We start from the raw sequence: 25,746 nt of genomic DNA, 5'->3' as shown, positions 1-25,746 counted from the left end.
AAGATCTCCTTTATAGGTTGTGGTATTAAACTTGGTACTATTATACCTAAATAACTCCTATTTCTCAAGTAAATCGAACTATAAAACAATACTGACGAGTTTGCCAGGAATATAGATCACTTTCTTGGGTTCTTTTCCATCAGTAAATTTTTGCACGTTTTCTTCATCAAGTGCTTTTTGCTTTACTTCACCTTCCGAACTTTCTATAGGAAGCGTAAGCTTTGCCCGCACCTTGCCATTAACCTGAACGACGATCGTCATTTCACTAGTGGTGAGGTAGGAGTTGTTCCATCTTGGCCATGTGTCGATGTGGATTGTCGTATTGTTTCCAAGCTGATGCCATAGCTCTTCGGTAATGTGCGGCGCAAATGGCGCAAGTACCTTAAGGAGACTTTCAATAGCGAAGGTCCATGCTACCGATACGCCCAATGGGCTTTCTTCTTTCAATTTGTAGTAAGTATTTACTGCTTCCATCATGGATGAGACGGCCGTATTAAACTTTTCACCTTCAATATCTTCAGTTACTTTTTTAACGGTATGATGAGCGGTTTTAAGGATAGCTTCCGTATGTTTTTCATCGACGATGACATCACCTGCCTCAATATACTCTTGCACAAGATTCCATACCCGGTTTAAAAACCTGTATGTTCCAGGAACACCACGCGTATCCCACGGCGCCTCCATGTCGTATGGTGCAATGAACATTTCGTAAATACGAAGCGAATCGGCACCGTAGCCACTGTTCATGATCTCTAGTGGATCAATCACGTTACCCTTCGATTTACTCATTTTAAGCCCATCGGGCGCCATAATATACGCGTTATACATCATCCGCTTGAATGGCTCTGGATGAGAGACGAGACCGAGCTTATAAAAGAAGCGTGTCCAAAAGCGAGCGTACAGCAAGTGAGCCACCGCGTGGTCGGCGCCATTATAAAAATCAACTGGACCCCAGTAGCTTTCAACCTCAGGGTTCCAAGCTTGCTTGTCATTGAACGGATCAAGATAGCGAAGCGGATACCAGCTACTACATGCATAGCCGTCCATCGTATCTGTCTCTCGTTTTGCCGGACCACCGCATGTAGGACACGTGGTATTTACCCAAGCTTCCACACCGGCAAGCACAGAGGTCGTGCCGCCTTTAGGTCTGTAATCTTCAACTTCGGGTAAAATAACCGGCAATTGGTCATCCGGCACGGCAACAGCACCGTCTTTTTCGCAGTGGATAATAGGAATTGGCGCACCCCAGTAACGCTGACGGCTAATAAGCCAATCGCGCATTTTATACGTTGTTTTGAGCCGGCCAATACCCTGCTGCTCAAGCCATGCGGTAATATGCTCACGAGCCTCTTCGGTTCGCATGCCATCAAATTCACCCGAATTAACCAAAATACCCTCACCGTGGTAAAGCCGCGCCTGGTAGGCCTCATTCGCATCGTATGCTTTAGCAGCTTGAGCAGCGCGGTCAATTCCCTCCATCCAGTGACCGGCACCGCCATCAGGATTAGTCTGACGCCTCAGGCCGTCGATGGTATCCCAGTACACTTCAAAGTCTTCATGCGCTTCTTGAGCCGTTTCTCCTTGGTTATTCGCATCAACTATCGCCAAGAAATTGTATCCTTTTGAGCGGCGATTGCTTTGTTTATTGCTATTGTAATAGTACGAATAAACAGGGGCTCCAAGAGGAATCATAGCTTCAACTTCAACAAACCCCGCCTCTTCACGAAGTTCGCGGTATGCCGCCTGTTCAAATGTTTCGCCGTCTTCTCGACCACCCGCAACCAGCCAGCCTCGATCATTCCGACGATTTTTTAGCCCCATAAATTGCTTAGTTTTTGGGTCGTACCCGATTACCACGACGCCTTCAACTTCTTTTGGTTCGGGAAGTTCCTCACCAAAATCTTGAGCAACAACGTCAACGATAGGGATCTTGAATTTGTCCGCAAAAGCAAAATCACGCTCATCATGTGCGGGCACAGCCATAATCGCACCGGTGCCATAACCCGCCAATACGTAATCTGCAACCCATACAGGAATCTTTTTGCCCGTAGCCGGATTAATCGCATGCACACCCGTAAAGACACCTGTTTTCTCACGCGTATCGTTCATGCGTTCAATTTCAGACTTGGCTGCCGCTTGCTTTACGTACGCACGGACATGTTCCATCCCGGGAAGCGTGTCGGTTTGCTCGAGAGCCGCTGTCACCCACGGGTGCTCAGGGGCGAGCACGAGGCAGGTCGCACCAAAAATCGTATCAGGGCGGGTGGTAAACACTGTGATATGCGCCGGATTGCCATCTTCATCCCGCCATTCATTGCGCTTTTCATTATCAAACTGAAGCATAAAGTCAATTTCAGACCCTTCGGATTTGCCGATCCAGTTTTTTTGCATCACTTTTACCGATTCGGTCCAATCGAGCGCGTCGGTTGCTTCCAAGATTTCATCCGCGTAGTCGGTAATTTTAAAGAACCATTGCTTGAGGTTTTTCTTTACTACTGGGTTGCCACAGCGCCAACACTTACCGCCTTCAACTTGCTCATTCGCAAGGACCGTCTGGTCGGTTTCACACCACCACTGCGGGCTTTCTTTTTGATAGGCCAAATCATGCTTATAGAGCTGATTAAAAATCCATTGTGTCCACTTGTAATATTCTGGATCAGCTGTACTGATCTCCTTTGACCAATCGTAGCTATACCCAAGCCGTTTAAGCTGCCGCTTGAAATTAACCTTAGCGTCATCGTGTGCTTCGCGGGGAGTTTTGCCAACTTTTATCGCGTAATTTTCTACAGGAAGACCAAACGAATCCCAGCCGATAGGATGATAGGCGTTGAATCCTTGCTGCCGCTTAGCGCGTACTTTAATATCGCTAAACTGATATGTTCGACCATGACCGATGTGGATTCCGGCACCAGTAATACCCGGTAGCATGCTAAAACCAAAATATTTAGGGCGCGACTGATCAGACAGATCGACAGTGTACGTACCATCCTTTTCCCATTGGTCCTGCCATTTTTGCTCGATTTCGGTTGGGTTATAGCGCTTCATATGCGCCTATTATACCAAACTTTATCTCTGTTGTACGGGGGCATCCTCAAATTGCGAGAAAAACTTGTCTTTGATTTCCATCCAGGCATCGCTCTGACGAACAAGTTTATCATCTTCAGTCATTAGCGCCACTACTTTTACCGCTTCTTCCAGATAAATATCTCCTTGAGAACCTTTAAAAAGAATAGCCGCTCCGCGTTCCATTACCGAATGCACAAAGCCGCCAGCCTCAATGGCATTTTTAAAGCTTCGCACCTGACAACCGCGAGCGCGAGCTGCCGGAGCAAGGTTTTTCTCGGCTTCTTCACCCACTGTTACTACCCAGGCGAGCAAACTTGGGTCACACATTGCACCCAGTTTTTCATGTTCTACGGCCGAACTTGCGCCTAGCTCATTCATTGACCCTAATACGGCAATTCGCTGCGGCGCCTGAAGACCGTAAAGTGTCTGAAGCGCCGAGCTAGCCGCCAACGGACTTGAATTGTACGTATCGTCAATAACAATCGACTGCTCTAATCCTCGAAGTATTTGCATGCGCCCCGGTACGGCACGAATCTGCTTCAAACCCGCTGCAATTTGGTCCGGGCCAAGGCCTAACTTTATTGCCACCGCTACAGCACCCATAGCTGGCCGCAAGCTGTGCTCGCCTACCACCTTGACCGTCGCCGCGATAGGCTGGTCAAAATCGGGCGTAATAACCATGCCCACATATCCTTCATCTACCGAAAAATCTTTTATCTCAAACCGATATTCCGCCATTCCGGTCGTACCATAGGTATCGACATTGCTGTTCGTAAGCAAGCTGGCAAATTTACTGTCGATATCATCTCGATTGATAAGTGCGAGCTTAGAGAAGTTGGCAACGCCCATTTCCTCCTCCGCAACAGCTTCAATAGTATTAAAGAATTCCATATGTTCTGGTGTAATACTTGTAAGTACACCTATATCCGGCTGGAGGTACGTGCCAAAATGAGCAATTTCACCAGGATGATCCGTGCCCAGCTCCGCGACGATAACGTCAACACCAGTAGGTGCCTTGACTCGCTGGCGCATCGCCCTGAATACAGAAAGCCACGCCCCGACGCTCTTCACCTTCTCAGGATATTCAACCCCAAGTATAGCCAGGGGGATGCTCATCTCTGTATTATGATTGCCTTCGTGCATCGCAACCCGATACTTTTGCGACAAGAGTGTCGCAATAGCTCGCTTAGTACTTGTTTTACCGACGCTTCCCGCCACGGCAATAAGTTTTACTTCGGGGTGTTTTAAAAAGTACTGTCGTACATATTTTTCAAGCTTTTTTTGAACATAGGTTTTAAACATAACTCCTTTCATAATAAACGTTTTTGTCCTCATGACAAATCCAGACAGTGATGCCATTGACGCAACTAATTATATATGTTTAAATTGCCTGGTTTTGTACCTTTATAAACTCTGTAAGGAGTCGGAAGCAAGTGTGTTCGCTTATTTCCGACTCCTTGTAGTACATATGATTGTGGCAAATGGCTGCGAGTGCATCAGTTTGGTGTACTGACAGTCATTTGCCACTCTGGCACTTGGCGTCATCTACCGGAGGTAAATTGTGACCAAGCTCGATTCCCGGACGATCGCTCTCGACCCCGTCACCATGGCCAAGGCCCTCACGCGGCTGGCCGGCGAGATCAGCAACGGCTCCACCTGGGAGACGATGAGCGATGAGGTTCAGGAGCGCTTTCTCACCTGGTACCACGAGCACAAGGGGGAGGTCGAGGAGCTGAAGGACCTCAAGACCGAGGCATCCAGCGACGCAGCCATCCTCAACAAGTTCCTCACGGACAACGGCTTCGAGCCGATGTTCCGTGAGATCGGCCACGGCGGCTACGGTGCCGCTGCGATCCTGGACATGCTGGTGGAATGGAAGGCGAAGGCCAGCCGCACCATGATCTTCTCCTACGAAGGTCTGAAGGACTTGCCCTACCCCGCCTTCGAAGTGCCCGATCACGGCATCGAGGTCTTCGACGTGCCGGGCCAGAAGGACAACCTGGTTCGGCTGGACACCAAGGATGGTTCGGCTGTCTGGGTCATGATGGCCGACCAGCCCGATCACGAGCTGGACCTGCTTGAGCTTGCCATGCAAGCGATGTCGGACAAGCGTCCGGCCGATCGTACCTGGATCGACGGAGCCATCGTGCCGATGATCGACATTTCCACCAGCGTGCCGCTGGAGTGGATGATCGGCGTGAACTGCGGCAGCCAGTACATCGACCAGGCGTTCCAGCAGTTCAAGGTGCGGATGAATGAGGAGGGCGCACGGGCGAAGGTCGCCACTGGTTTCGCAACCCGTGGCATGAGCCCCAAGCCCATCACCTTCGACCAGCCGTTCGCCGGCTGGTTCACCCAGGCGGGCAGTGAGCTGCCGATCGCGCTGTTCTACGCCGCCCACGACTCCTGGAAGTCCGCGGGCAGCCTGAGCGAGCTGTAGCACTACAAGGAGGCAGGATGGTGGTTCAAACCGCCATCCTGCTTTTCCAAAAGGTCTGGAATACTTTCAAGAAGAAGAAATAATAGTTTTTATGGGCGTGCGAGAGTGATACCACCTCTCGCACGCCTTTTTGGATAACGACACCCGAATTCTTACACCGTCTGCGACAGGCGCCTCTGGGCCAATCGCTCCGGCTTCGGCCACTTGACCCTCGTCGCCCAGCCAAACTTCTCGAACAGACGGATGAACCAGGCGTTGATGTCGATCTGACCCTTGTCGACCCCGTGGCGGGCACAAGTGGGATCGGCATGATGCAAGTTGTGCCACGACTCCCCAAAAGAAGCGATAGCCAGCCACCAGACGTTGGCCGCCTTGTCGCCCTTCTGGGACTTGAACGGCCGCTCACCGAACACGTGACAGATGGAGTTGATACTCCACGTCACGTGGTGGAGCACAGCGAACCGCACAATGCCAGCCCAAAAAAGCGCCAACAAGGCCTCCTGCCACGACCACGTCACTAGCCCCGCAACGAGCGCCGGCAGCCCAAGGGAGGCCGTAACGAACCACGGGAACAACTTGTCGATGCGCGCGATATCTTTGTCCTTCAGGAGATCGGGGGCAAAGCGCTCACGATTGGACAGCTCGCGTGTGAACAGCCAACCCCAGTGAGCGTGCCACAACCCCTTCGTCAGCCCCCAGGGACCCCCGCCGAATCGCCACGGAGAATGGGGATCGTTCTCCATGTCGGAAAACTTATGATGCCGCCGATGATCGGCAACCCACTGGATCAACTCACCCTCGCCAGCCAGTGAGCCAGCCACAGCAAGCGCAATGCGCAAACCACGGTTGGCCTTGAAAGACCCGTGCGTGAAGTAGCGGTGGAATCCCACGCCAATTCCCGCGCAGGTGATGGTATACATCACCACGATCATGGCAACTATCAGCAGATCAGGGCCCCATCCGGCCACCCACGCCAGCGGCAACGCGGCAGCGAGTGCCAAGAAGGGCACCACCACGAAAACTACAACCAGAACCCGCATCCAGAACGAAGGCGGCGCTTCCAGGAGTGGTTTGCCCCGGGGAACCTCATCTTCGTCGTGAGTGACTTCAGAAGTCGTTGTCATTTTGTCGTCCTCACTCTTTCGTTCGAGCTCGGTACTTCCGACGGTCGTCGGATCCTCTTCAGTGTATCTTAGCCTTGAAAATAATCAAAGTTTATTGCAAAGCTTACTTAAAGCTGAATGGAGGATATTGATCGGTTGAAAGCAGGAACGCATACGCGTACACGCGCATATTCCAGCGCATGAATCCGACAACGAAATTAAACATTCCCTTCGGGTACTTGCCTGTAAAAAGAATCGCAAACCACGCGATGATCGTCACTACCAACACACCCACCATAAGCACAGCAAGCACGATGTAATGTGGCAATGCCAGCAACCATTTCACAAGTGGCAGCCATCTATTAAGGTCTTGCTTTACCTCGGGGTATTCAATTTCCAAACGAACGGACTGATTTTCAACCGTTGAAGGATACTTATCGGTAAGTAAAAAAATATAAGCGCTTATGCGTGTTGAAAAACGATTTAACTCTAGTGCAAAGTCAAACCACCATCGGGGATAGCGTTGCCGAAATAAAATCATAAGTGCGGTCGCGGCAAATAATCCCACAATGATACCTCCGCCGTTCTTGCCCATTTCTTTTCCAGCTTCGTTCATGCTGCCGCCATCACTCGGACCAAGAAGAAGCGTGAGTACGACCAGAATAGGAAGAACCCATAAGAGTCGAAAGAACGATGTAAATCGGTCGAGCTTTTCCTGATGCTCTATTTCTAGACTAACGGGATATGATTTTGTTTTTGCCATCAGACGGACTCCTTTTGTTTCAATAATTACACGTCTATGCCGTTATTTAAGCACCCAAGTACTTCAAGCGCAAGCATCTTATAATAAAGCACCCCGCCCGGTTACGAGTGAGGTACTTTATGTACGCTTCTCGACCCTGGCGGGGTTAGTTGGAGAGAGGCACCCTGAGTTCGACCGCTGTCTCCGCCTCGCTCTCGAGTTTTCCGAGGTTGAAGTCGCCGGATAGCTTCTGAACTCTGTCGATGACTTCTGCGAACGCAAGCTGGTCGTCATCTTCGTACCACGGGCCTTCGTCGGCAACCCCCAGCACCAAATTGCGGCCGGAGGTCGTGCAATATACCCGCACCCGCTCACTTCCGCGATCCAGCGTCACCTGGAGCATCTTCTCCAGCGCGAGATCGATCAGTTCGCACACTTCCGGCGGTGCCGCAAGCAAGCCGACGCTGGGATTCTCCACGATGTTCAGCACCCGCTTGTAGGGTCCGATGTGCTTCCACAAAATCGGGCCCACAGGAAGCATCCCACTGTTGACGTTCATGGCTCTCCTTGTCTTGGCTGAAACAACTGGCAACTATCATAATATAATAATTATGATAGTTGGTCCAACGTGAGAATACGCTTAGTATGTGATTACTTAATAACCATCACAAAGGCTTAGCCATAAAGCTCACCTAGAGCACCTTCTTATTTTATAATCACGTTATCGAGCTTGGCCTTAGCGCCCTTTAGTAACGCGTACGTAACCTTATCCATCGTTGCTCCGTCAAAGACAGTATGCTTCACATCAGAATGATGGAACGAGACGTCATTAAGAATGGCTTTCTTAAAAGATGTATTTTTAAGTGATGTACCCTCAAATTGCGTTCTATTGAGAGTAAAGTTTTCAAACGATACGTCCCTTAGATCGGAATGGCTAAAGCGCGTGCCGTCTAATGTGGCATTTTTAAATGACGCATTTTTCATCGCGGTTGCTTTAAACTGCACGTGCGTTAAGTTTGCATCGTCAAAATGAACGTCCTGTACATCACTGCCTACAAATATGGCATCTGTTAGGTTTGCCTTCTCGAATGAAGCGCCGCGAAGATCAGCACCCCTAAACTTAGCTCCGGTCAGCTCTGCCATTTGAAAATTCGACCCAGAAAGAGAGCTAAAACTAAAATCCGCCTCGGCAAGCTGTGTACCGCTAAGATCAGACTGCTTCAGTTCGGTCGAAGAAAACTTCGAATGGCTCTGTCTTGCTAGCTTAAAAGCCTTTTTAAGCGTTTTAGATACGGAACGCTCGTCCTCTTCTATACTCTGCGGAGCACGTCGAACTTCCGCCATTATTTCTGAAACGTCACCAAATGAGTCGATCGTTAATCGATACGCCTCATCATCGCTTTTCCCTTGGTGCTTCAAATCATTAAACTTTTCAGTTAGATTTGCGAGGAGTTCTTGTTCAACTTCAGCGCGTGCCGGAAAGCTGCCATATGGCTTGAACGTTTCATCTAAAAATGTTTTGAGTTTGTTTTCCATACTTTCTCCTTATAATAATTTTTCTAGAACTTCCTTCGAAAAAATCCAGTTCCGTTTATTGTCTTGGTATACATCGCGACCGCTTGCTGTCATACGGTAATACTTTCGCCTACCACCCTGACTTTCATCACCCCAATAGGAGACGATGTGACCATTATTCTCGAGGCGTTTAAGGCTTGAGTACATTGTGGCTTCTTTTAGCTCATAAAGCCCTTTCGAATGTTCTTGTACGAGTTTCGTTATTTCATACCCATACTTATCACTGCTCAAAAGGAGCTTCAAGATAATCGTATCCGTATGTCCACGAAGCAGATCTGATGATAATTTATTATTTATCATAATTACATCATATATCATATTACTATGACAGTCAAGGTATTTTATTAAAATATAAAACAGCTCTTGATTTGCCGAGGTATTTCACGCTATAGTTAACTAAAAGGTTAAATAAGGAGCAAAAAATAATGAATGATATCTATACACTTACCGCCGAAGTAGTGACCGATGCTTCCCCGCAAGAAATTTGGGATGCATGGAATAACCCTGAAAAGGTCGCTAAATGGTGGGGACCTGCTGGATTTACTAGCACTGTAGACGAATTAAACGTACAGGCTGGGGGTAAGATGCGCATTACTATGCATGGCCCCGACGGTGTAGATTATCCGAACATTTACACTTTCGATGAAATCCACCCCTTAAGTCAACTAATTTACACGAATGAAGGTTCGGAGCAGTTCGACCTCGCACCGTTCCAATCTGTCGTCGACATCCAAGAAAATGCCGGCAAAACAAAACTTTCTTTAAAGATGCGTTTTGTATCACAGGAAGAAAAAGACAAGCACGTTAATCAATTTCACGCCGATGAAGGATCCCGCCAACTGCTCGAACGGCTTGGCGAGCAAGCAAAGGCTTAAGCGCGTTATATAATAGGCTTATGGCCTACACAACAATGGATTGGAGCATCAACTTTCGAGAACACCCCGAAGCATACGAAATTGGCCGCGGTGAGCAAGGAGTCTTGCTCGCAGAACCGTACAAAAGTGAACTCCTTCCTCATTGGCGGTTTGCAACGCCAGACAAAGCAGAAAAATCGGCAGATAAACTACTTGCGATGTTTTATGAATACAAAAAACAACATGATTTTGTAGGAATGGATATGGCTCGAAAATTTCTCCAAATGGGATTTACCAGATCGCGCCGGTACGCGAACCATAAAGGCGGCAAAAAATATGAAGGACCGGTACCTTTAGATAAAAAAGGACAAAGTGGTGCTCACGGCCGTAAAGAACTTCCACGCAGCGAGGAAGATCCCGTAAAGGCCGAATCGGCACGTATATTTTATAAACGATACGAAACAGCCAAAAACGACCCTGAGTATCAGCAGATGATGAAGTTACACAAAGAGGATCGGAAGTCGTAGCTACTCTACTCTTCTAGCAAATACTTCTTCTGTCTCGCGTGTAAAAATCTCCGCTACTTTAGGACCGACGCCATATAGTTTTTGGAGGCGCTTAGAAAACTCATCCTCATTAAAGCTGCTCTCAAGCATAAGATAGAGAGATCCTTCATATTCACGAATTAATTGCTCCGTGCATGCATGCAATCCAGCAGCAGTAACATGCTGATACCGCGTGTATCCGCCTTCGTGTAAGGTTTTTACAAGTGTACGATCCGAAGCATCGGCAATTGCCCAAGGAGTGTCGAGCCTTCTTTCTATAAACAATTTCCACGTCGTCACCGCCACACCAGATTGAATCGGTTTTCCAAATAGATAACAGAGCAAGAACCAACGAAACATATCCAATTCACCCGACAGTACATCGAGGTTGAATTCGGCTGCTGAATGAGTCTTTTTAACTTTACGAGGCATATTATTTATTATACGGGAATAGATATAAGTGACTTTTCTTTGTATTGACAAGAAGCACTTCGTCGGTCTGTCGGACAACACGACGTACTTCGTCGAGCAGCTCGACGCCGCGAACGTGAGTGTCGACCACTACAAGGTCATCTTCAAGCCGGAGGTCATCATCCCCGACGTGGAAGCGCGGTAGCATACGAAGATCGTTTTGGCCGAGACAAGGATTAGAACTCCCAGGAAATTCCTGGGAAATACCGGTGGGTTGTGGTTTGTTACCATAACCCACCGGTGCACCACCAATATGTCAAAAACAAAGTCGCCATCGTTCTGTGGCGACTTTATTGCTGTCAATTAGGGGGCACTTCCTCAGGCTTATTCCAGCCGTACGAAGATTTGTTGTGTATGGCTACCCTTCAACCGCTACTTCAAATCCACCATACGCCATCTTCGTCATGTCGTTAGGCATTTCGAAATTAACCTGATCACTATAACTCTCGTCCATCTCTTCCATTACTTTTTTGTTTACTTCATCACGATGTTCTTTGGAATTAAAGACGATAAAAGAGAACCATACATTGTCATCGCCGCCAGCGCCAGCCATCTCCTGAAAAGCTCGAGATTTTTGGTCACCCATTTCCTGTTGCTTAAGGTCGTCGCCCCTACATTCAAAGTACTGAAGCGCGCCATGCTTCATCCAGGAATCTCGCCCCATTTTAGCCATTTCTTCATAATCAGTTTCCTTACCCTTTGGCACTACCAAAACGAATCCATCAACATATTTAGCCATTTTATCCACTCCTTGCTTAAAGTTATATCCTTTATGATTTTAGCATTTAGAGTAAAGTTTTAGCTTATCGAGCAACCTGTTAAGATGAGGGAATGAATATAGACCCTCGCTTAAATGAAATAGATGATTGTTTGTATCGTGTAGCTGCACGAGTACTCATTGTTAATGGCAATAAGATATTGCTTGTGAAAGAAGCTGACGATGATTGGTGGGCACTCCCAGGTGGTGGCATAGATCATGGTGAGTCGATTGAACTAACGGTCACACGCGAAATAGAAGAAGAGTTGGGCGTACCCGCGAGCGATGTATCATCTGATTTTGAAATCGTATATTACAATATTGGTAACGTCGTGAATGCCGTACCTCGAATGAATCTCTTCTTCAAAGTTTTCATACCCGAAGCTTCTATAAGGAAAACAAAGCATGTTTCCGAGTGGAAATGGTTTACAAAAGAGGAATTCCTAAATCAGGAGCTCCATACATCTTACGATAAAAGAAAACTCGTAGGTGTAATTTTTAGTGATTAGCCGTCTACAACCTGGCTACACTTAACGCTCGTTGAATAAAATCACTTTTTGATTTTGTATACATTTCTCTGTCGTTGCTATATTTCCCAGCAAGCAAAAACTTTAGTCGAGCATACTCATTTCTAGCCTCTTGATGATTTCTTAAGTAATCTCGAAATAGCAACGGTGACGCCCACTGGTTAGCATCATCGTTTAAAACGAAATTAAGATGATGTGTTCGACTAGAGTGAGGGCCTTTTGGAAAGAACTTCCTGTCAGTAAACATTCTCTCTGGCGAGTATTCATAGCCAAGTTCCTGGAGTGGTTCGACAAAGTTTTCTAATTCATCGAACGAACGAATGGCAGCGATCATATCAATGATCGGCTTTGCGGGTAGACCTGGAACTGAAGTACTTCCAATATGCTCGATAGCAATCAGCCTATCTCCAAATACATCTAGCAACCTTTGCCTTTCCCGTTCAAATTCAATTGCCCAGTTAGGATCATATGCTTGTAACCGGACAGTGCCTCGCTCTAGTCCAATGCTCATATCAAATAGCCTTTACGAGGATTTCGTCAATAACTTTCACGAAAGGCCGCCTAACATCTACCATAATTGCACCGTATTCTTGATACTCGATCTCTTTTCGCTTATTCCCTTCAAGAATGCTTTCTAATTCGTGAGGTTGCGTACCATAGGTATGATCACGAGGGTTATTGACTCGTGAACGAATGGTCGCCTCATCGGTTTTTAGCCAGATAACTTTATCGCATAACTCTCGAACTTCAGGCTCGTTGACACCCACCGCAAAGAAAGATTTGTTTGTTCGTTGACTCCTCAACTTTTCGCCTTACCCAGTCCATTGACATGCGCCATTCGTGCTGATCCATCCATTTTTTGCTTCGATCAGCTACTTGTCCAAATTCAGCAGCTCTCTCACCTGTTTCTTTATTGAACCAGGCACTAATGCCGTTATGTTCTGTATCGTATGCCTCAAACCCACGTTCGACGAGTTCTTCAGCAATAGAGGACTTTCCTGATGTAGATATGCCCGTAATCAGAATGAGCGACATAGAGCTAGCCTCTACTCATGTAACTATTCCAAGCTTCCGTATAGTACCCAGGAAGGAAATTAGTAACGTCCGATGGTTGCATAAATCTATATTCCTCAATCTCTTCGTCTTCTACACTATAATCCTCATTCTCGGGAAGTAGTTTTGCATATTCAAAAAGAAGAAATAAATAATCCTCCTTTGCCTTAAAGATACTATCTAGAAGTCGCAGATCGCGTGTTTCAATCTTAATGCCTGTTTCTTCCTCAGTCTCGCGAATAGCCGCCACTTTAGGATCTTCAAACTCTTCAACGCCCCCGCCAGGCATTTGCCAAGTATCTTTATAGCCTGGCTTTACAAGAAGAATATTACCCTTGTCTGACTTAAGGATAACCTTCACGGCAACTTTCTTTTTAGGAAGACTTGCTTGCCACTGTCTGTTCTGTTCCTCGGTATATCGCTTTGCCATATTCTCCATCATAACAAAAAAGACCTTCCGAAACTTAAAAAGTCTCTCTTGGCGCGGTAAGTAAAAACCACTTGTTACCAGATTTGTATTTGATCGACGTTATTTATATCCTCTTTCGCTTTGTCCTATTCTATGTCATAGTAGCATTTGCCGGTTAACTATGTTTCTACGAGAGGTACGCATGAAACGCCTTTTTGTTTTACTGAGCCTGCTGCTAGTGACTGCTGCATGCGGCAACGATGTCATCGCTCCAGTCGAGCAGCAGAACGTGCTGACGCGATTGACCAGGGCAGCCGGATACGAGGTATGGGGCATGCCCCACTACAAGGATGGGAGGTGGATGTCGAATGTTCGTATCCCAGGCTGCAATGCGAACATCACGGTGGCAGCACAGGAAGCCGAGGAGACTATCTATCCGGTGTCCTTCACGGTGCTCTCTATCGACGGCAAACCACTCACAGAAGTCAGCCCTGAGACAGATGGCCTGTTTCTCCTCGCAAAGGCTCTGAAGGCTTCGCCAGAAGCGGCGGACCAACTTCGCTGTATCGCATAGTTAGAGGCTACGATTACTACGCGGCTCACAGCCGCGTAGTAATCGCTCAATTTGCCACTTCGCATTTGGTCAAAAATCCAGAGCTAGATAAAGCACTACGATCATGATACGTTATTCAAACAGGGGTAAAAAGTTACTTATAAACTAAAAGAACCCTGGGACGGGTTCTTAAAGGCCAATGAATTAGTTCTTGGTGCGACGGAACAGAATCTACTTAAACTTTTTGAATGGCTTATTTCTAAACAGCACCTACCTACGCTGCAAATACCCGAAGAAAGAAGCAGCGACATTATGATTATTTATTAACCTGTAGGTAATAGTGCCTCATTTTTGTCATGCCATGGACTACTTGTAGAGTTATGATTCGAAATCAGGCTTAAACTCAATTAGTTCGGTGTCCTTAAGATCAAGTATATATTCTTGTTCGTGCACCTTAGAATGTTTAGAATAAACAATATAACTTAATTTTATCCTTTGTAGATTATTCGGGTTTTTAAAAAAAATTCGTTCATCGAAAAGTTCTTTCGGCTGATTAGGATTAATGATGTCAATTTTTGACGTTATTACCTTTCCGTCTTCACTCAAAGTTGCAAAGAATTCATTCCTACTTCTATGTGCGGAAGTAAAATTAGTTAAACCTGGCATGACAGGAGCTATATTAGGAAAGAGTTCTTTGTATTGCGATAACTCAGGTGCAACAGGTTGATCAAGTTTCTCTTCTTCAAAAGAAAAATAAATGTCATCTTTGCTAGTAATTTGCACTTCCACGTTTTCATCATATATATCTGATTGTACGATTAAAGTGAAGGAGTATAAGTTAGATAAATTCTTGTTAAACTCATCAACTTCCTGCTGATAATATTTAATACCGTTTAATATTTCCTCAGTTGAGCGTATACCACCAAAAGCTGTAAGTGAGACTGGAATTGCGTTCGCCATACTGCTTTTAAAAGCAAACTTATTTCTCGTAGCTTCGTATAGGTCTTGGGCAGACCTTTCTAAGATAACAGCACCATATTGTCTAGTGTGACTAGACGTGATCTCATAGTTGGATTGCTGTACTGAGTCTACCCCTAAGTAGCTTGAGCGTAAATTTGTATATATTGTATCCAGTAGACTACGGAGTGTTTCGATATCATAGATATGAATAATTGCACCCAAATCGTCCAAGGCAATTTGTGTTATCTTCTTTTTACTAGGGTAAGATATATACGAAGTAGTAAAGTAAGAATATTCTCTATATTCCCCCTTTTTATGTTTAGCTGCGTCTTTTTTAAACTTTGTTAATCCTTTTTTCTCTAGGCTAACAAATACGCAAGATTTTTCATTAGAGGGATTTGTATAGACTATATCCTGTCCATCGTCTCCGCCGCCTCGATTTGCCATGGGAATTGCGATGGCATTGCCAGATAAATTCAAAATATCCAAAGCCAGTCTTTCAAAAGCGCTTTGGTCGCTAAAATGTTCTAAAGCATATAAAGTCGATATATATTGCTGCACTCTCGTTCCTTTGTGCTAAGTATAACAAAAAGAGGGCGGAGTTCCTTAGGCTCTAAGCCGTACGCATTCTCCTCGAGAAGCCTTAGCACAGTCCACATTTCGGTTTAAAAGAACCCCCTGGCACTATTTTGGCGGGGCTTTTTGAATTGAATACTTTGGCTGGTGTTTTGCCTTTATTATAAAAATCTCTCTTTTTAATATAACTTTGTAACACCAAGTCTTTCGTACAGACAAGCCGAGCGTTCGAAATATAGCAGAGTGCTACGATGTGTTTGTCATTGAATAACGGGTCTGAAAACTTTGCCGCTATAGACGCCTCAAGTGAGTCTACACGAGATCTATCTGCCTCCACTGCTTGGCCATTACTCTTCATAATAGAAAGAATTTTGTAGAACTCTTTGTTAAGTTTTAATTCTGCTTCAAATTTACTACCGCCAATGATTAAGTTGGATTTTCGTGATCGAATATGAGATAAGACAGGAGCGAATTGTCCATGATCTGCACTGCTTGTTTTGAAAACTGAAGCAAGCGTATTTATGTCAACAATAATACACACAGATTACTCTCTAGATCGATAGGTTTTGAAGCTCTTCATCAAAGAAAAACTTTTTAAAGTTAGTAGGTTGATCTTTTGGATAGGAACCGTCTGAATTTATCTTTATCTGTATCGCACTATTGACTGACTTCTTAGTTTCAAAAAAGACCACCTGGGCATCTTTAGCCCGACTATTCCTTTTGTCTTTTGACATCCTTTGCCTGTACCTGTCGATAACGAAGTCACTATGAGTCTCGATAATGAACGATGGGTTAGCAGCATCTGTGATATCGTAGAATAAACCGCCCAAGCTAGCTTGTGCTTTTGGATGTAGGTGAACTTCTGGTTGTTGGATCGCAAATCGTGCATGGTCGTGATTAAGTATTTCAGTAACAACAGGCAGAACCTGTGAAACACCGTATCCGACATTTTCTATATTTCTAGGCTCTCCACCAATAATGACTTCTATGGAGAATGGTGCATTGTCTTGACGAGTGAAGCTCTTGACCTTGATCTCCTCAAATAGACCGCTAGACTTTCCAAATTTATTAAGGGCTGAAACTAACTGAGTGGAAGATTTGGAATTGCGGCCACTGAAAATATTTTTCAATACATAAGGTGCATGCGCGCCATCCGATGAATAGTCATAGACATTCCCATCGTATGTTTGCTTTGGTTTAATTCGAATCGGAGCTATCCAAATGTACGAATTAATTACATTAGGTAAGCTAATAGACTTATCACCATCGTTCTTTACACCTTTCCTTTTCTCTTTTTTAGTAATGTGGGAGGTATAAGATAACAAAAAGTATGGAGACTGCTCAAAACGATGCTCACTATCCAGATCTGTTTTGGAGTAGCCTATATTAGTAACTTCTTCCTCTACCCAGCTATCGAAATTGACAAGATCGACTTTGACAGCCTCTCTATACTTATACTTTGTAACATTTGAAGCAATCGATCTAACTATAGTGACTTCAGTACCGTCACCAGATACGCCTCTTAAATTTTTAACGGTGGTTTTTCCATTTGGGCCTCGTACAAGTGTAATCGCTATTGGATAGAACTTTTCTTCTGCATTGCTCTTGTCACTCACTACATCACTATAGAGAATACCTATTTTTACTACCTTATCAGTCGTATTACTTGAAGATATGTCGCCAAAATAGCTTAAATCTACGTCTTGGGTGCGAAACTCTCCGTTATACCAGAAATCACTAGAAGTAATTAACTCGATTAATTTTAGAAATGAAGTTTTTCCTGTACTATTTTCGCCGACTAAAAAATTCATCCTTGAAAGCGGGACTTTTGTTTTTGTAAAACCTCTAAAATTATCTGCGTATATAGCGGCGATCTTCATGATCTACATTATACAGACTATTTTGTAATACTAGTAATCTACTGTACTACAGAGTGTACACACGCTATAATCATAAATGTTCTAAGCCATTTTTCACATTTGAATTGCGACTTCTTTTCGTGCGGTAAAGGTCTGAAATGGGCACCGTGCGAAACAGTTGGGCTTTACCGCTCAAATGTGGATAAAGGCTTAGAACACCTGCGCGGTGTCCTTTTTATTTGCCGCGAAAAAGAAAGGGATTATATGAAATCACAAACCAAGCGACCAGGCCCAACGGCAAAACATGCAATTATTGCTATTGTCATTCTATTTGCATTAGCAGCAGGAGCAATTCTCCTAATTTGGGTACTGCTACAGCGAGACGCAGGTCAATACCAGAAACAAGTATCAGAAGCCAAGTCACTAAATAATTGCCTACAATCGGCTTGGGATACCCTCGATGGCAAATGGACAGACGATATGAGCGTAGATAGCGCACATCAGCTTACGATGACCTACTACAACAACCAGATCGATTGCCATACACAGTACGATACGACCGCCAATCGTGATACTAATATCCAACGGCTGAATGAAAAGAAAGAGGACGAACAAACGACGTACAAGACAAAAGCAGAGGCTGACACCCAAAACAATTCAGGCATGACTTGTATATCGAATGCGGTTGGATCATCCGCCTATACGCGCTGTTATTAATTTCAAAAACGCCCAGCCTTTTCGCTAATGTCCTCGATATAATAGAGGTAGGAGCAAATAAGGTATGGGAACAGACGCATATATCGATGACGAAAATACCGCTACAAAGCAAGCGGTTAATTGTCGTGATGAGCAGGGAAAATTCTTACCGGGCAACAAACCAAAGGCTGGCTTTCATACTAATCCAGAGCGTCGTAGTAATGGCTCCTGGAAGCGTGAAGATACCGCACGGTATAAGCTCGAAAAAATGATGCAGCTCACCGATCCAGAGCTAGAAGAGGTTGTTAAAGATCCAGCTACTCCAACGTTTGAAAGAAAGCTAGCCGAAGCGATTCAAAAAAGCGAATGGAAAGAACTCGATCAGATGATGAATCAGGTGTATGGTCGTAAGACTGATGTGGATTTGAATGTTCAGGGTGAAGGTGGCCCACCGCTTATTAAAGGTTTTGTGCTTCCCACGATTGACCCAAGTACATACGATATTGGTGAGGATATTACACCACAGCAGTGATGCTACGATAGATCGGTTATAATAGTGGGCATGAAGCGAGAAGACGACCGTGGGCTATATAGTCCGCGCACTGATAAAGATTGGTTTCTTTACGATCTTTTTACCGACAGCGACTTCATAGAAATAAAGCAGCACTTCCTAGAGAGTGTGAAGGCTGTTGATCCACTGGGAATAATGAAGCTTACCGGTAAACCCATGGTTAAAAGTGAAGAAGAGATCGTTGCACATTATGTGAAGCTACTAGGTGCCGAGCTAGACATCCACGAAGAAGTTGCTCGTAAAGGACTCCTACTACATAACGAATACAGTCAGGCATGGAGCCGCAACCGTGCGCCTGTTGCATATATCGAAAATAATCGGATAAATATTGTCATCGGTTCTGAAACACGAAGAAAAGATGTGATTGTCATATGGGATCACATCGAGAAGTTGCAAGAGCAATTACAGGGATCAAAAAGATCGGCTACGTCTAAGGACACGACTCTCGCGTTCGCAATCTACAAACAAAAACTCCGTAATCCTAAAAAGAAATTATCTGAAATATATGATGATTACCAGCACGAGAGATTAGAAGGTTATAACGGCGAAAGACATTATACTGAGTACAAAGATTTTATCGACTATTACCACAGGGTTGTAAAGGGTATTAAAAAGACTCTTTAAAATCCCGTTACTATCGATTCAAACTTGCCTATTGTTAAGGCATGGATGATATAGAAGACAATAATAAGAAGGAAACTTCATCCTTTTATGATCCCTATATCGACACCGTTGAAACTGTAACTACTGAAAATACAGACTCCAATGACGAATCTGTTAGATACGAGAGTTTACTCAATATCCTTAAAAAAAATTGCGAGAAGGACGGTACCAATAAACCGTTTCTTATTAGTGACGACGGCGTTAAAATCATCTTATAATTCATAGCCTAAAAAAGCTCTAACTCTGCACTCCTCCCTATATAATCAGATATATGGATGAGCTAAAGAAACAGCAGAAACTCCTTGAAATGCTTAAAGGAGATGACCCAGAAGAGCTTGATAGACAGAAAATTCGGTATGCTCTCTATGCCAGAAAATCAACAGCGGGAGATGAAAAGCAAGAATCATCTGTCGAAGACCAGATACGGGATTGCATGGATCGCATCATTACACCCCAAAATCTTAATGTGGTTCGTATTTATCAAGAAAATTTTTCAGCAAAAGTTGCAGATACACGAGAAGAATTTAAACGACTTATTCGTGATATTCAGGCAGGTCAAATTGATGGTTTAATTGCATGGCACCCCGATAGACTTTCACGCAACATGAAAGAGGCAGGGACGGTTATTGATCTTGTTGATCGCCATCTTATTAAAGACCTTCAATTCCCGACTTTTACATTTGAGAACTCTCCTGCTGGCAAAATGCTACTTGGCATTACCTTCGTGATGGCAAAACAGTATTCAGAACATCTTAGCGAATCCGTAAACCGTGGCAATCGTCGTGCAGTAGAAGATGGTGAATTTATTGGTAAATTCAAACATGGCTACATCGTTGATGTTGACCGTCATTTTCAGCCCGACCCCGATAACTTCACAAAAGTGAAGCATATGTTTGATATGGCATTGGATGGTAAGTCACAGAAAGAAATTCGTTTCTGGATCAACGAACAAGATTATAAAGTCCAGAAACGTCCCCAGGCTGATCCCGTGTCCCACAAATGGAGCAAAGATGATGTTTCGGAGCTTTTAAGAGACCCTCATTACGCCGGTGTACATAAATGGGGTGCAACTCTCATAACCTTGAATGAAAAATATGACTTCCAAGCCATGGTTACAGTTGATGATTTCTTGAAAATAAACAGGATTGACAGCCTTGATTCTCCAAAGATCCTTACTATCAATCGACCACGAGGGGGCGATATAAAAGCTAATATGCTGCGACAGATGGTCTACTGCGGACATTGTGGCGAAACAATGACATCAATGATGACCAATAAGAAAAAGAACGGTGAAGTATACGAATATCGCTATTATTACAGATGCGACACTCCCGATTGTGAACTTGAAGGCAGATCTGCTAGAGCAAAATTTGTAATTGATGAGGCACAGCGATTCTTTACAAAGTACTTATTTGTTACGAAGAGCAATTATAATGTGTTCATCGAAAACGCTAAACAGCAAATCAAACAAAGCCAGAAAAAGATGAATTCTGAAATTGCTCGACTTAAAGTCGAAATTGGCAATAAAGAAGCATCGTACGAAAAAATCAAGAAGCTTATCGAGAACGATGAGACAGGAAAGCTCCACAAGCATTACAATCTTGACGCATCACTTGCCGAAATTGAGAAAACAAGAGGGCGATATAACGAAATATTACAGTTGCGCAAGGAAGCACCGAATGCTCTTCCAACATTTGAAGAATATCTTAAACTTTTTGAATCTACCCCTGTTATTTTGGGTAAAATTCAGGATATGAAGCAGATGGATTCGTTGCTTAGAATCTTCTTCTCTAACTTCACAATTACGGCACGAGGAAAGGACTTTCGACAGGGGTCGGATGTTACTTACAAACTAAAAGAACCCTGGGACGGGTTCTTAAAGGCCAATGATTTCGTTCTTGGTGCGGGTACAGGGACTCTAACCCTGGACCTCGTCCTTGGCAAGGACGCGCTCTAGACAACTGAGCTACACCCGCATGTACGAAATGATTATAAAGGACATACCTCTGATTTTCAAGAGGGAAAGATTTTATGAAAACACGGGAGGACTTGCAATTGGATCAGCTGGCTCTTGTAAATAACCCGGGATAATCCACGACGAAACCTTCATCATCAACCGTAATGGTTGCTTCGAAATCAGCACTCGGCTGAATAAACTTCCATGTATGGCTTGAGAGCCGCGTGTATACTTGCTGTTCTTTGGTTATTTCAAGATCGGGCGCATTGATATATGCCACTTCGATAGTAGCAGTCTCACCTTCCGCTAACTGAAGGCGTTTAATGGGAAATGTATTTGAAAATGGTGTTGCGCGAAAGTCGATATCTATACAGCCGTGAATGACCTCTATTTCTTTACCACTTTCATTGGTCCAATTGCCCGCTCCATCGCTATGAATAATGAGGTGGCGACCGGCTGTTTTTTCGTAGATGGAAACATCACGTACGTGCCAATTGGCACCGCAAGTAATTTCGTACTCCGCATCCCATTTAGTATGGAGATCTGCATCGCCGCCTATGACGTGAGATTTTGCAACGATGCTGTTTTCTTTCGTATCCAAATTAAGCTTTTCTACACCAGGCTCGTTTTCATTGTTCCACACGATAGTTCTCGCCATCAGTTTTCTCCTGTTTTGACTTTCATATTTACGATTCTTGCGGTCTAAGCACCCCAAGAAAATCCAATCCTAAAAATGCTGCTTCAACATCGGTCATTTGGCCCGCGCGGATGATTTCAAGGAACTCCGGCAATTCCAGCAATTTCACGTTCATAAACTCGCTGTCATCAAGCTGCTGATCACCTACTTTTTTACAATTCGTCGCAACGAAACACCCGCGTAGCATCGTTGCATAGGCATCATCAACACATTCGGCTACAAATTGAAGTTCGCCCTCATAGCCGGTCTCCTCTCTTAGTTCGCGAGCAATAGCTTGCTCGTATGTTTCGTCACCATCAACTCCACCGCCCGGGAGTTCGCAGAGCACTCTATCTGGGCCGGGGCGGAATTGTTCGACGGTAATGATTTTACCATCCTCCGTAAATGCAACAACACATGCCGCTCTACCGGAGAGTTTGATATAAAAGTTTTTTGTTTGGCCACCGGGCAATTCGTAAGTTCGCTCTTCTATTTTTGTATAGTTATCAAAAACAATCTGAGATTTTACCAGTTTCCATGGTTTCATAGTAAGCTGCATATACTTATTATAAACTTTTTTTCATGTCCTTGCTTACTGTCATACAATATTGTATGGTGAGAAGTGTCCAACACTTTTTGGAGGTAGGAGCTGTGGAGCTTACCGCGGCAGATCTCGAAACCACACGACCCGTCCTCGAAGGATCGGTCAGCTTGAAAGAGGTAGCCATCAACTACTCCGGACGACGCAAGACGATAGTCGCAGCAGCGATTCTCGCGGGGGCAGAAGTTCCGGACAGCGATCTGCACGATGGCTCAAGGAGCCTTTACGGTTTTCTCCTTGAGCAGCTAGTGAGAGAGCCGGGAGTGCCCGAGGGAGGCTGGGGCAAAGGCCCATGGCCTTCTTGGTATGACTCCAGCTCCTCTTTCTCCCTCGTCGACAGGTCGCGCAGATACGGATTTCACACAGGCGGTTATCGCGGCGCCAGTGGCGTCATGTTTGTTGGGAATCCGCAGCTGACGGAACTTGTGAACGAGAAGCCGGAATATGCGACGTTCTGCAAGGCCGCTTACCAGAGCGCGCGGGCTGCCCTTCTGAAGCGCCGAGCCGAACGAGGACGGTGATCATCACGTACTAGCAACAAAAGGTACGGACACCCGCATCTTCATGGTGCGGGTTTGTTCGAAATATTTTTTCCATTTCATTATCTTGTATATGGGTTCTCCTCCCTGTATAATAGCCGGTTATGCGAACAGTATGGGTTATTCGTCATGCACATTCGACCGCCAACACGACAGAAGTTTCAGCTTCGATGACTGCGGAAGGACTGGCTTTTGCCAATCGGTCCGCCGGGCTCACCGAGAGAGGGACAACTGAGTGTCTCGCTCTTGCCGCTCTGCTTCCGGAAAAGTACGGAATCACCCCAGCTACAACTCCTGTGGCCGTGTCAGAGTTCACCCGAACACAGCTCACAGCGAAATCGCTCGGCTTCGAAAAGCGCACGCCGCATCCCGAGCTCAATGAGGTTGAGCACGGAATGGCTCTCGACGTGCTCCGAGGCATGCTTCGACAGAACCGGATTCCGCCCGTTGCGCTGGCCGCAGCCGAAAAGACCCTGAAGCGGCCGCCCACCGAAAATATCTGGGTGACGCACGGCCTGCTGGTTGCTGGCCTGTGCACCATGCTCGGTACGGCCAGCCAGTACGAGCGACCCGTACCACGTCAGTGTGAGGTACGACAGCTCACATTCTGACCAGATTTGTCCGCGCCCCATCGCCCCGCCAGGATATCCTGGCGGGGTACAACATTAATCACTAGAATTTCATATATTTGAGTAAGAAAACTACAATTACCGCACTAGCTCCCGCAGTCTATTAATGGCTTGCTGCTGAGTCTGAGACTTAGGCGTCTGACTTTGCAAATTCTCCGCCACGCAAGTAGTATCATGAGCTGGCATTGCCCCAGTGGCAAGGTAGTTGTTGGCAGAGTTGGTAGCACATTGGTTTGCTGCCAAGTATGCCGCCGTATGACCACCTTGGTCAACAGTTACCATACGGGCACGATTCAAGAAAAGCACGCGCGTTTCAAGTGCGCCTATGTATGGTGTAGCTGGGTCACGCTTGTTCTGAATCATCAAAATATTGGTTGGTCCATTTGCATTTATGGCAACTGGCTGCTCTTGTGGCTGGTAGTGCCAATACGCGCAAGGCCAAATGTTTGAGCCAAGCTCACCGAACTTAGGGAATAGTAGTTTGTCAGAGGCGAGTTCTTGCTGATACTGCGACGGTGAGCGAGACCAAGCCACATCACCACAAACCACAGCCAATGCCGATGCTGCGCCATTATCTACTGGCACGGAGGCAAGCGTCGGCGAGACGGATCGCAGCGACTTTATGGCATTCTTATCAAGTGAAGTGGCTGGTGTCTGTCCATCGGCTGATTGCCATATCCTACCACCTAACGGGAAGGTAGCATCGTTATAAAGTATTGAGAAGGCTATTTCACGGAACATCGTGTCGTTAAGCGTAGTATTCAAATCAGGAATATAGGCCGGATTCTGCCGAAGTTTATTAATAAGCTCGAAGTATTTTGCATTAATTTGACTCTCGGTGGTGCCGAGATGGTACGTCGCATCATTAGCGGCCAGATATTTAGCAAAATCTGGAAAACGATCGTAATCGGCTAATTTCCATGAGCGAAATTGCTTGCGCCATACCCAGTTTGCATCGACATTACTATCCAATACAAAGCGGTCACTTTGCTGCGGGAACAATGATGCATAGACAGACCCAAGGTATGTGCCATACGAATAAGCAAAGTATGAGATCTTGGATTCACCAAGTGCCTGGCGAATCTGGTCCATATCGCGGGCAGTATTATTTGTCGTAATATACGGCATTAAATCTCCTGAGGTAGCAGCACATTTGCCTGCAACCATCTTCATAAAGGCAGCCGTATCGTTAAAATTATTGTTTTGAGTAAGCGGAACAAGTGCCTGCTCGGCTTGCTCGCTCGTCAACCCACACGATACTGGGGTGCTTTGTCCAACCCCGCGGGGGTCAAAACCGATAAGATCATACTGATTAAGCACATCCTGCGACATAAGTGTTGCAAACTGAGAAGGCAAATCGAGCCCAGGACCACCAGGGCCGCCGGGATTAAGAAACAGGACACCGCGTCGCTGGCTAGGATCAGCAGCTGCGATTCGAGAGACCGCTACCGTAATTTTGCGACCACCCGGATCCTTATAATTAAGAGGAACTTGCAAGGTACCGCACTGCTGATTACTGGCTGCGCTTGGATCGAGCTCAGTGCAATTCGGCTGCCATACTATTGACGCTGCGGCATTCTTTTGACTCGCCTTTGCTTGTTGCAACCCATAGGGCACACAGCCGACAATTGCCAAACCAACACCTATCGTAACGGCCACGCCCAACCTGACACCGGCGCGACATATGCTCTGTACTATTTGCATAGATCCTCCTATTTTATAATGCTCACGATTATAACAAACTTCCAACTGCCGTTCATTAACTAAAAGACGATTGTATAAAAACATTAGAGTCAATGGTACATGTATTCAAAATATGATATAACTAAGCTCACAATGGAGCCTGGGTTGTCACGAATATTTCGTGGAATTATAGCTTTACTTAACAACCTTAAACCAGATGTCGGTTCTTGGGCCGCTTTCG

General features: G+C 45.5%; 30 protein-coding genes and 1 tRNA gene. 10 read left to right on the top strand and 21 right to left on the bottom strand.

What is annotated here, in order from left to right; genetic code table 11:
• Positions 1-78: 78 nt before the first annotated feature.
• On the bottom strand, positions 79-3,045 hold the full coding sequence (locus VFH06_03155) for a class I tRNA ligase family protein (protein HET6747075.1): 2,967 nt from the start codon (positions 3,043-3,045) through the stop codon (positions 79-81).
• A gap of 21 nt (positions 3,046-3,066) precedes the next feature.
• A complete protein-coding gene (murF, locus tag VFH06_03150) occupies positions 3,067-4,425 on the bottom strand; it encodes a UDP-N-acetylmuramoyl-tripeptide--D-alanyl-D-alanine ligase (protein HET6747074.1) in 1,359 nt (452 codons plus the stop codon).
• Positions 4,426-4,627: 202 nt separating this feature from the next.
• On the opposite strand from murF, the gene VFH06_03145 reads away from it, so the two are divergent.
• Positions 4,628-5,506, top strand: coding sequence for a hypothetical protein (locus VFH06_03145; protein ID HET6747073.1), 879 nt, complete (start codon positions 4,628-4,630; stop codon positions 5,504-5,506).
• Positions 5,507-5,658: 152 nt separating this feature from the next.
• Here VFH06_03145 and VFH06_03140 read toward each other — a convergent pair whose 3' ends face one another.
• The 5 genes from VFH06_03140 to VFH06_03120 form a co-directional block, all read right to left on the bottom strand.
• On the bottom strand, positions 5,659-6,630 hold the full coding sequence (locus VFH06_03140) for an acyl-CoA desaturase (GenBank protein HET6747072.1): 972 nt from the start codon (positions 6,628-6,630) through the stop codon (positions 5,659-5,661).
• 103 nt (positions 6,631-6,733) lie between these two features.
• Positions 6,734-7,372: a DUF4389 domain-containing protein gene (locus VFH06_03135; protein HET6747071.1), complete on the bottom strand. Its 639-nt coding sequence runs from the start codon at positions 7,370-7,372 to the stop codon at positions 6,734-6,736.
• Between the two features lie 145 nt (positions 7,373-7,517).
• A complete protein-coding gene (locus VFH06_03130) occupies positions 7,518-7,910 on the bottom strand; it encodes a hypothetical protein (GenBank protein HET6747070.1) in 393 nt (130 codons plus the stop codon).
• Positions 7,911-8,056: 146 nt separating this feature from the next.
• Positions 8,057-8,887 (bottom strand): pentapeptide repeat-containing protein, encoded by an 831-nt coding sequence (locus VFH06_03125; protein ID HET6747069.1) that lies wholly within the window; start codon positions 8,885-8,887, stop codon positions 8,057-8,059.
• A 9-nt stretch (positions 8,888-8,896) separates the two neighbouring features.
• Positions 8,897-9,226: a PadR family transcriptional regulator gene (locus VFH06_03120; GenBank protein HET6747068.1), complete on the bottom strand. Its 330-nt coding sequence runs from the start codon at positions 9,224-9,226 to the stop codon at positions 8,897-8,899.
• Between the two features lie 125 nt (positions 9,227-9,351).
• Here VFH06_03120 and VFH06_03115 point away from each other — a divergent pair, with 125 nt between their 5' ends.
• Both VFH06_03115 and VFH06_03110 read left to right on the top strand, forming a co-directional pair.
• A complete protein-coding gene (locus VFH06_03115; GenBank protein ID HET6747067.1) occupies positions 9,352-9,801 on the top strand; it encodes an SRPBCC domain-containing protein in 450 nt (149 codons plus the stop codon).
• A gap of 20 nt (positions 9,802-9,821) precedes the next feature.
• Entirely contained in the window at positions 9,822-10,307 is a 486-nt protein-coding gene (locus tag VFH06_03110) for a DUF4385 domain-containing protein (protein ID HET6747066.1), read from the top strand.
• Here the strand turns inward: VFH06_03110 and VFH06_03105 are convergent, their stop codons facing one another.
• The 3 genes from VFH06_03105 to VFH06_03095 all read right to left on the bottom strand — a co-directional run bounded on the left by VFH06_03105 (position 10,308) and on the right by VFH06_03095 (position 11,535).
• Positions 10,308-10,757, bottom strand: a complete 450-nt coding sequence (locus VFH06_03105) for a hypothetical protein (protein HET6747065.1) — start codon at positions 10,755-10,757, stop codon at positions 10,308-10,310.
• A 1-nt stretch (position 10,758) separates the two neighbouring features.
• On the bottom strand, positions 10,759-11,034 hold the full coding sequence (locus VFH06_03100; protein ID HET6747064.1) for a hypothetical protein: 276 nt from the start codon (positions 11,032-11,034) through the stop codon (positions 10,759-10,761).
• Positions 11,035-11,154: 120 nt separating this feature from the next.
• Positions 11,155-11,535 carry a DUF1428 domain-containing protein gene (locus tag VFH06_03095; GenBank protein ID HET6747063.1) on the bottom strand — a complete coding sequence of 127 codons (381 nt, stop codon included), beginning with the start codon at positions 11,533-11,535 and terminating at the stop codon, positions 11,155-11,157.
• A 92-nt stretch (positions 11,536-11,627) separates the two neighbouring features.
• On the opposite strand from VFH06_03095, the gene VFH06_03090 reads away from it, so the two are divergent.
• Positions 11,628-12,062 (top strand): NUDIX hydrolase, encoded by a 435-nt coding sequence (locus VFH06_03090; protein HET6747062.1) that lies wholly within the window; start codon positions 11,628-11,630, stop codon positions 12,060-12,062.
• 4 nt (positions 12,063-12,066) lie between these two features.
• Here the strand turns inward: VFH06_03090 and VFH06_03085 are convergent, their stop codons facing one another.
• The 4 genes from VFH06_03085 to VFH06_03070 are packed head-to-tail and all read right to left on the bottom strand — an operon-like array spanning position 12,067 to position 13,563.
• Complete coding sequence (locus tag VFH06_03085) at positions 12,067-12,591, bottom strand: GrpB family protein (protein ID HET6747061.1); 525 nt, start codon at positions 12,589-12,591, stop codon at positions 12,067-12,069.
• A gap of 1 nt (position 12,592) precedes the next feature.
• The gene (locus VFH06_03080) at positions 12,593-12,883 is read right to left on the bottom strand and encodes a hypothetical protein (protein HET6747060.1); all 291 of its coding nucleotides are present in this window, start codon (positions 12,881-12,883) and stop codon (positions 12,593-12,595) included.
• Complete coding sequence (locus tag VFH06_03075) at positions 12,828-13,115, bottom strand: hypothetical protein (GenBank protein HET6747059.1); 288 nt, start codon at positions 13,113-13,115, stop codon at positions 12,828-12,830. The genes VFH06_03080 and VFH06_03075 overlap by 56 nt, the downstream gene beginning before the upstream one ends.
• 4 nt (positions 13,116-13,119) lie before the next feature.
• A complete protein-coding gene (locus VFH06_03070) occupies positions 13,120-13,563 on the bottom strand; it encodes an NUDIX hydrolase (GenBank protein ID HET6747058.1) in 444 nt (147 codons plus the stop codon).
• 160 nt (positions 13,564-13,723) lie between these two features.
• On the opposite strand from VFH06_03070, the gene VFH06_03065 reads away from it, so the two are divergent.
• Positions 13,724-14,116 (top strand): hypothetical protein, encoded by a 393-nt coding sequence (locus tag VFH06_03065; protein ID HET6747057.1) that lies wholly within the window; start codon positions 13,724-13,726, stop codon positions 14,114-14,116.
• Positions 14,117-14,473: 357 nt separating this feature from the next.
• On the opposite strand, the gene VFH06_03060 is transcribed toward VFH06_03065, so the two are convergent.
• The 3 genes from VFH06_03060 to VFH06_03050 all read right to left on the bottom strand — a co-directional run bounded on the left by VFH06_03060 (position 14,474) and on the right by VFH06_03050 (position 17,511).
• On the bottom strand, positions 14,474-15,616 hold the full coding sequence (locus tag VFH06_03060; GenBank protein ID HET6747056.1) for a hypothetical protein: 1,143 nt from the start codon (positions 15,614-15,616) through the stop codon (positions 14,474-14,476).
• A gap of 82 nt (positions 15,617-15,698) precedes the next feature.
• The gene (locus tag VFH06_03055) at positions 15,699-16,172 is read right to left on the bottom strand and encodes a hypothetical protein (GenBank protein ID HET6747055.1); all 474 of its coding nucleotides are present in this window, start codon (positions 16,170-16,172) and stop codon (positions 15,699-15,701) included.
• Positions 16,173-16,182: 10 nt separating this feature from the next.
• A complete protein-coding gene (locus tag VFH06_03050) occupies positions 16,183-17,511 on the bottom strand; it encodes an AAA family ATPase (protein HET6747054.1) in 1,329 nt (442 codons plus the stop codon).
• A gap of 243 nt (positions 17,512-17,754) precedes the next feature.
• Here VFH06_03050 and VFH06_03045 point away from each other — a divergent pair, with 243 nt between their 5' ends.
• The 3 genes from VFH06_03045 (at position 17,755) to VFH06_03035 (ending at position 19,381) form a co-directional block, all read left to right on the top strand.
• On the top strand, positions 17,755-18,207 hold the full coding sequence (locus tag VFH06_03045; GenBank protein HET6747053.1) for a hypothetical protein: 453 nt from the start codon (positions 17,755-17,757) through the stop codon (positions 18,205-18,207).
• A gap of 64 nt (positions 18,208-18,271) precedes the next feature.
• Positions 18,272-18,718 (top strand): hypothetical protein, encoded by a 447-nt coding sequence (locus VFH06_03040; GenBank protein ID HET6747052.1) that lies wholly within the window; start codon positions 18,272-18,274, stop codon positions 18,716-18,718.
• Positions 18,719-18,748: 30 nt separating this feature from the next.
• Positions 18,749-19,381: a hypothetical protein gene (locus VFH06_03035; GenBank protein ID HET6747051.1), complete on the top strand. Its 633-nt coding sequence runs from the start codon at positions 18,749-18,751 to the stop codon at positions 19,379-19,381.
• Between the two features lie 1,938 nt (positions 19,382-21,319).
• On the opposite strand, the gene VFH06_03030 is transcribed toward VFH06_03035, so the two are convergent.
• From VFH06_03030 to VFH06_03020, 3 genes are all read right to left on the bottom strand, one after another.
• Positions 21,320-21,396, bottom strand: a tRNA-Gly gene (locus tag VFH06_03030).
• 84 nt (positions 21,397-21,480) lie between these two features.
• Positions 21,481-22,035, bottom strand: coding sequence for a putative glycolipid-binding domain-containing protein (locus tag VFH06_03025; GenBank protein ID HET6747050.1), 555 nt, complete (start codon positions 22,033-22,035; stop codon positions 21,481-21,483).
• 28 nt (positions 22,036-22,063) lie between these two features.
• On the bottom strand, positions 22,064-22,612 hold the full coding sequence (locus tag VFH06_03020) for an NUDIX hydrolase (protein HET6747049.1): 549 nt from the start codon (positions 22,610-22,612) through the stop codon (positions 22,064-22,066).
• A 53-nt stretch (positions 22,613-22,665) separates the two neighbouring features.
• Here VFH06_03020 and VFH06_03015 point away from each other — a divergent pair, with 53 nt between their 5' ends.
• Complete coding sequence (locus VFH06_03015) at positions 22,666-23,175, top strand: hypothetical protein (protein HET6747048.1); 510 nt, start codon at positions 22,666-22,668, stop codon at positions 23,173-23,175.
• A gap of 122 nt (positions 23,176-23,297) precedes the next feature.
• Entirely contained in the window at positions 23,298-23,804 is a 507-nt protein-coding gene (locus tag VFH06_03010; GenBank protein HET6747047.1) for a hypothetical protein, read from the top strand.
• Between the two features lie 96 nt (positions 23,805-23,900).
• Here VFH06_03010 and VFH06_03005 read toward each other — a convergent pair whose 3' ends face one another.
• Positions 23,901-25,526 carry an alpha/beta hydrolase gene (locus VFH06_03005; GenBank protein HET6747046.1) on the bottom strand — a complete coding sequence of 542 codons (1,626 nt, stop codon included), beginning with the start codon at positions 25,524-25,526 and terminating at the stop codon, positions 23,901-23,903.
• Between the last annotated feature and the right edge of the window lie 220 nt (positions 25,527-25,746).

The sequence above is a fragment of the Candidatus Saccharimonadales bacterium genome (assembly GCA_035697325.1).
Classification (GTDB): Bacteria; Patescibacteriota; Saccharimonadia; order Saccharimonadales; family Saccharimonadaceae; genus JALRBM01.
The sequence above is the reverse complement of the archived record's forward strand: the minus strand, read 5'-3'. Positions and strand labels throughout refer to the sequence as shown.

Excerpts from the sequence above, each read along its gene's own strand:
- VFH06_03155 (HET6747075.1), bottom strand. The coding sequence starts at position 3,045 with ATGAAGCGCTATAACCCAACCGAAATCGAGCAAAAATGGCAGGACCAA.
- murF (HET6747074.1), bottom strand. The coding sequence starts at position 4,425 with ATGGCATCACTGTCTGGATTTGTCATGAGGACAAAAACGTTTATTATG.
- VFH06_03140 (HET6747072.1), bottom strand. The coding sequence starts at position 6,630 with ATGACAACGACTTCTGAAGTCACTCACGACGAAGATGAGGTTCCCCGG.
- VFH06_03135 (HET6747071.1), bottom strand. The coding sequence starts at position 7,372 with ATGGCAAAAACAAAATCATATCCCGTTAGTCTAGAAATAGAGCATCAG.
- VFH06_03130 (HET6747070.1), bottom strand. The coding sequence starts at position 7,910 with ATGAACGTCAACAGTGGGATGCTTCCTGTGGGCCCGATTTTGTGGAAG.
- VFH06_03125 (HET6747069.1), bottom strand. The coding sequence starts at position 8,887 with ATGGAAAACAAACTCAAAACATTTTTAGATGAAACGTTCAAGCCATAT.
- VFH06_03120 (HET6747068.1), bottom strand. The coding sequence starts at position 9,226 with ATGATAAATAATAAATTATCATCAGATCTGCTTCGTGGACATACGGAT.
- VFH06_03115 (HET6747067.1), top strand. The coding sequence starts at position 9,352 with ATGAATGATATCTATACACTTACCGCCGAAGTAGTGACCGATGCTTCC.
- VFH06_03110 (HET6747066.1), top strand. The coding sequence starts at position 9,822 with ATGGCCTACACAACAATGGATTGGAGCATCAACTTTCGAGAACACCCC.
- VFH06_03105 (HET6747065.1), bottom strand. The coding sequence starts at position 10,757 with ATGCCTCGTAAAGTTAAAAAGACTCATTCAGCAGCCGAATTCAACCTC.
- VFH06_03095 (HET6747063.1), bottom strand. The coding sequence starts at position 11,535 with ATGGCTAAATATGTTGATGGATTCGTTTTGGTAGTGCCAAAGGGTAAG.
- VFH06_03090 (HET6747062.1), top strand. The coding sequence starts at position 11,628 with ATGAATATAGACCCTCGCTTAAATGAAATAGATGATTGTTTGTATCGT.
- VFH06_03085 (HET6747061.1), bottom strand. The coding sequence starts at position 12,591 with ATGAGCATTGGACTAGAGCGAGGCACTGTCCGGTTACAAGCATATGAT.
- VFH06_03075 (HET6747059.1), bottom strand. The coding sequence starts at position 13,115 with ATGTCGCTCATTCTGATTACGGGCATATCTACATCAGGAAAGTCCTCT.
- VFH06_03070 (HET6747058.1), bottom strand. The coding sequence starts at position 13,563 with ATGGCAAAGCGATATACCGAGGAACAGAACAGACAGTGGCAAGCAAGT.
- VFH06_03065 (HET6747057.1), top strand. The coding sequence starts at position 13,724 with ATGTTTCTACGAGAGGTACGCATGAAACGCCTTTTTGTTTTACTGAGC.
- VFH06_03050 (HET6747054.1), bottom strand. The coding sequence starts at position 17,511 with ATGAAGATCGCCGCTATATACGCAGATAATTTTAGAGGTTTTACAAAA.
- VFH06_03045 (HET6747053.1), top strand. The coding sequence starts at position 17,755 with ATGAAATCACAAACCAAGCGACCAGGCCCAACGGCAAAACATGCAATT.
- VFH06_03040 (HET6747052.1), top strand. The coding sequence starts at position 18,272 with ATGGGAACAGACGCATATATCGATGACGAAAATACCGCTACAAAGCAA.
- VFH06_03035 (HET6747051.1), top strand. The coding sequence starts at position 18,749 with ATGAAGCGAGAAGACGACCGTGGGCTATATAGTCCGCGCACTGATAAA.
- VFH06_03025 (HET6747050.1), bottom strand. The coding sequence starts at position 22,035 with ATGGCGAGAACTATCGTGTGGAACAATGAAAACGAGCCTGGTGTAGAA.
- VFH06_03020 (HET6747049.1), bottom strand. The coding sequence starts at position 22,612 with ATGCAGCTTACTATGAAACCATGGAAACTGGTAAAATCTCAGATTGTT.
- VFH06_03015 (HET6747048.1), top strand. The coding sequence starts at position 22,666 with ATGGTGAGAAGTGTCCAACACTTTTTGGAGGTAGGAGCTGTGGAGCTT.
- VFH06_03010 (HET6747047.1), top strand. The coding sequence starts at position 23,298 with ATGCGAACAGTATGGGTTATTCGTCATGCACATTCGACCGCCAACACG.
- VFH06_03005 (HET6747046.1), bottom strand. The coding sequence starts at position 25,526 with ATGCAAATAGTACAGAGCATATGTCGCGCCGGTGTCAGGTTGGGCGTG.